Source organism: Deltaproteobacteria bacterium, assembly GCA_009930495.1.
In the GTDB taxonomy this organism is placed as follows: domain Bacteria; phylum Desulfobacterota; class Desulfovibrionia; order Desulfovibrionales; family Desulfomicrobiaceae; genus Desulfomicrobium.
The window spans coordinates 1-3,954 of record RZYB01000208.1 but is presented as its reverse complement, the minus strand read 5'-3'; the positions used below and the strand labels follow the sequence as shown (position 1 = coordinate 3,954).

Here is a 3,954-nt window from a genome sequence, read left to right as displayed (position 1 = left end):
CCATGGGCAACGGAAAAAGCTATTCCAACTCAAAAATAGTCTTCAGATCTTCTTGGGCGGCGGGACTCGACACGTTCTTCGCGTAGATGGCGTGTAATTGCGCGATTCCTTCGCGCACCATCTCCTCGGAGGGATCGGCGGCAATACGGCAGACAATGCGGCCCAGCAACATTTTCACCGCGAAATATTTGAGTTTGAAAACTTTCTGTCCAAGGATGATTTCTCGCCAACGGGGGTGGGCCTGATCCGGGATATGTACCAGACCAAGTAAGGACACAAGATCCATCTGGTCCACGCGCCGCAAAAAGGCAATTTGCATGACCATGGGCAACAAAAGATCCCGCGATAGCGCATTCAGGGGCATGGCCAAAAATTTTCGGCGCAAGGGTTGTTCAAAAATCTCCAGCACGTCGCGCACAACCCTTGGCGCGCTGGCTGAGTACCCAACGCCACACGCATACATCGCGGCACCGTGCGCGACAATCAACGAGGTCAATGCGGTCAGGCTTTCGTTACCAGCCGCCGCATTCTGCAAGGCTGTCGCGAATGTATGCGTATCTGGAATGACCTGGTTGATCCCAAACAGCGGACTGACAGCCTGTAGTTCACCAAGAGAAAGGCTGGGAATTGTTTCTAAAAAAATTGTTGTGAAAATTTTTTCTTCCACAATATCAGCGGACAGATCCGACATGACAGAAATTTTTGCTTTCTTTACGACATGGTTGAGAATCTTGGAATATTCAGTGCGTTTGCCAACGATTCTTTCCAGAAATGTTCCAGCCCCATGAATAGCAATTTGTTCGATAATTTCTGGCCAATATGCCCGATGATTTGGTGCGTGCTGGCGATACACGGACAGTGTATGCAACTTTGCCCCTTTACGTGTCTGTCCCTGGGTATCGTAGAGTAATAAGGAAACCAATGGGTGCAGATTATCGCTTGTGCTCGTTTCTAAAAAAGCAAGATCACGATCCGTGTCATATTTCATGGAAACACCCGTGGAATTGAACAAAAAAATGAATAAAAAAACGGAAGCGCATGCGCTTCCATAATCCCCCTTTCGATACTTGAAGTGTCTTGTAACAGAAAAAAACACCCCGCGCAACACTCCGCGCAAAGAACGCACGCCCCGAACTCTCTCCATTTGGTTTGCCGCATCGCCATGACAACACAAAGACCGCTCCACATAAAGCGTGCGGACTACCTGGGAGAAATTCACGACGGGCGCCTTCCGGCACACCGGCATCGAAAATCACGATATGGAAAAACAGAGAGCTCAAAGGCGGGCGCTGCAACCCATCCCTTCCGGCTGGGTATTTCCTTCGAGGATTCCGGCATTCGATGGGCAGCGGTCTTTTCTGGAGTGTCGTCGGCAAAAGTACACAGTCTGAGCCCAACGGCGGCAACAATGCAAAAATTCCAAAGCAAAATCAGATGAATCGGAAAATAAAAAAATCTTGTCGATCAGGCACGATGGCCGTGCTTGGGCCCGGCCTCGACATCTCAGCGGCCGCGCAGCAGCCTCTTGTCCCCCACCCGCATGGTGATCTTTTCCTTGTCCAGATACTCCAGAACCGGGATGGCGAACTTGCGGGTCAGGGCGGTCAGGTCGCGGAAATCCTGGGGGCCCATTTCCTGGTTGGATTCGAAGAACCCCCGCACACGACCGATGATGTCGTCCATGGCCGAACGAGCATAGTAAAACTCCTCGCTGACCTTGACCAGCACCCCCTCTTCCTGGAGTAACCGGAACATCTGGGTCGTATCCTTGATGGTCAAGCCATGCTCTTCCAGGAAAGCCTTCGATGTCGGGGGCATAAGACCGGCCTGGAGATAGGTCGACTCGATCAGGGCACGCAGGCCGGTCTGATCCGAAGCCAGGGACACAACGTGATCCGGCAGGCGCAAAATATCGCCTTCAAGAACCATCTGCCCGGCCTTGACCAGCCGTTCCACCAAAAAATGCACAAGTTTCGGGTGCATGCCCTGCCCAAAGCTCGTCACCAGTTCGGCGCGCGAAACCCCCTGGCGCATGGGCTCACGGCGGTGGAATTCGGCCAGGTAGGACACGCAGTCCCGGCCCAGATCCTCAAGCACGTCCGCGCCGACAAACCGCTTGTCCTCGCGGTCGAACTGAAAGGCCTGCTGTCTGCCACCCAGAACTTGCAGGGTTTTTTCCAAAAGTCTGGATTCCATATCGGTCATGATGCGCAGTTCCGGCACGGTCAATCCCGTCCGCCCAGCCAGCCGCAACTGGGCCAACAACAACTCCTCGCCACCCATGCTCCCCAGGGATTGCAGGGTCTCCAGATCATGGGAATGGCGGCGGACCTTGCGACCCAAGGGATTGACGATGCGGCCGCCGGCCACGGTCATCAGTGGTGAAAAAGATCGGACAATGCACCGATCCCCGAACACGCCGGGCAGGGTCTGGGGGAAACGGACCTGACAAATGGCTGTTTCGCCCGGTTCCAGCTTGTCACGGTCAAGAAAAAAAAGCTTGGCCAGAATCTCGCGTGATCCGTGATGAAAATGGACCTCGGTACGATGTTTGAGCGGATTGGGCGAGGACGACAGGCAGGTCAGCTCCACGTCCCACACCGATGCCGGGAACAACGTCTGGGGATGCGCCAAAACTTCGCCACGCTCCAGATCCTCCACGTCCAGACTATGCAGGTTCACGGCCGTGCGCTCCCCGGCCCTGGCCACGTCCGTGGATGCGCCATGAACCTGCAGGCCTCGCACCTTGGATTTCAACCCGGCCGGATAAATCTCGACATCCTCGCCCACGCGCAGGGCACCGGAAATGGAGGTACCGGTCACCACCGTGCCATGGCCTTTCATGGTGAAAACGCGGTCGATGGGCAGGCGGAACAAATCCGAACGCCGATCAGGGGCAAAGGACGACGCAAGAGCTGCGATGCGGGAGCGCACTTCGTCCAGGCCCGCGCCGGTATGGGCAGAAACAGGCAGTATAGGCGCGCCTTCCAAAAACGTCCCGACCAGATAGGCCGTCACTTCCTCCGTGACCAATTCCAGCCAATCCGCCTCGACCATGTCCGTCTTGGTCAGGGCCACCAATCCGGCTCTAATGCCCAGCAGGGAACAAATTTCCAAATGCTCGCGGGTCTGGGGCATGATGCCCTCGTCGGCGGCGACGACCAGGAGGACAAAATCAATGCCCGCCGCCCCGGCGACCATATTTTTGACGAAACGCTCATGGCCGGGAACATCGATGATGCCCAGACGCACATCCGGGGTCAGGTCCAGATAGGCAAAGCCCAACTCGATGGTGATACCGCGCTTTTGCTCCTCGGCCAGACGGTCACAATTGATTCCGGTCAGAGCCTTGATCAGACTTGTCTTGCCATGGTCGATATGACCGGCCGTTCCCATGATGACAGGCATGCGTGTCTCCTAGCTGCGGTAAAACGCGGTGTAGGCCTGGACCGTGGCGTACAGGTCGGCCTTGGAACTGATCTCGAAAGGGCTGTGCATGGACAACACGCCCGGACCGAAATCAATGATCTCCATGCCGTGCACGGCCAACTCCTTGGCGACCGTGCCGCCGCCACCTTCATCGACCTTGCCCATCTCGGCCATCTGCCAGGGAATATCGTCCTGGGACAAGAGATTGCGGAACCACGCCACGTACTCGCAATCGGCCTCACTGGCTCCATATTTGCCGCCATGACCGGTAAATTTGGAAAATACCGGACCAAAGCCCAAAAGCGAGGCATTATATTTATCATGCACGTCCTGATAATCCGGGTCCAGCGGCGCGTGCACGTCCGCGGACACGGCCTTGGTCCGGGACAGGGCATGCCGGACCTGCACATGGGGCTCCCAGGCATCGAGGATGTCGGCCAGGGCGTATTCCAGAAAACGGGACTTGGCTCCGGTGGCGCCATCGGACCCGATTTCCTCCTTGTCCCAAAGCAGCAGGATCTGGGT

Annotated in this window: 3 protein-coding genes; all 3 read right to left on the bottom strand. The window is 56.1% G+C overall.

Annotation, left to right across the window (positions count from 1 at the left end):
* Window positions 1-19: 19 nt before the first annotated feature.
* Window positions 20-1,246 (bottom strand): DUF3944 domain-containing protein, encoded by a 1,227-nt coding sequence (locus tag EOL86_12560; protein NCD26407.1) that lies wholly within the window; start codon window positions 1,244-1,246, stop codon window positions 20-22.
* A 257-nt stretch (window positions 1,247-1,503) separates the two neighbouring features.
* Window positions 1,504-3,408: a selenocysteine-specific translation elongation factor gene (gene selB / locus EOL86_12555; protein ID NCD26406.1), complete on the bottom strand. Its 1,905-nt coding sequence runs from the start codon at window positions 3,406-3,408 to the stop codon at window positions 1,504-1,506.
* Window positions 3,409-3,417: 9 nt separating this feature from the next.
* Window positions 3,418-3,954, bottom strand: a 537-nt coding sequence (locus tag EOL86_12550; protein ID NCD26405.1) for an aminopeptidase, incomplete at its 5' end; no start/stop codon positions are given.

Coding starts and splice junctions, on each gene's coding strand:
- EOL86_12560 (NCD26407.1), bottom strand. CDS start 1,246: ATGCCGGTGTGCCGGAAGGCGCCCGTCGTGAATTTCTCCCAGGTAGTC.
- selB (NCD26406.1), bottom strand. CDS start 3,408: ATGCCTGTCATCATGGGAACGGCCGGTCATATCGACCATGGCAAGACA.